1 protein-coding gene is annotated in these 513 nt (G+C 46.2%); it reads left to right on the top strand.

Annotated features, from left to right (window positions below):
• Positions 1–513, top strand: a 513-nt coding sequence (locus ESV85_RS22145) for a ThuA domain-containing protein (protein ID WP_146921530.1), incomplete at both ends; no start/stop codon positions are given.

The raw sequence follows: 513 nt of genomic DNA, 5'->3' as shown, positions 1-513 counted from the left end.
ATTCTCCTTATGCCAAATGGACTTGGAATAGCAAAGTCGCTGGTTGGGAAGGTGGATTTGGTCAGCAAATCGTAGGTGAAACCTGGGTCGCTCACCACGGCATTCACAAATCTGAAGGGACCAGAGCTTTGATTGATGGAGTTGATCGTGATGCAGATCATCCGATTCTGAGAGGTGTGGATGATATCTGGGTGCCAACGGATGTGTACTCGGTTAAGAATTTACCATCCGCTGCCAATGTACTTTTGTTCGGACAATCTACTGCCGGGATGACTCCAGAAGCACCGCTAATGTGGGATAAATCAATTATGCCAATTGCTTGGACGAAAGATTACTCTCTAGATGGCGGGAAAACAGGTAAGGTACTGGGAAGCACATTGGGTTCATCGATTGACTTCCAGGTGGAAGATATGCGTCGTTTGATCGTGAATGCTTCCTTTTGGCTTTTGGATATGCCAGAGGTGATTACACCTGAGCTTTCTGTAGAAATAGTCGGGAATTATGAGCCTACGA

The sequence above is a fragment of the Algoriphagus aquimarinus genome, assembly GCF_007997215.1.
GTDB lineage: Bacteria > Bacteroidota > Bacteroidia > Cytophagales > Cyclobacteriaceae > Algoriphagus > Algoriphagus aquimarinus_A.
The sequence above is the reverse complement of the archived record's forward strand: the minus strand, read 5'-3'. Positions and strand labels throughout refer to the sequence as shown.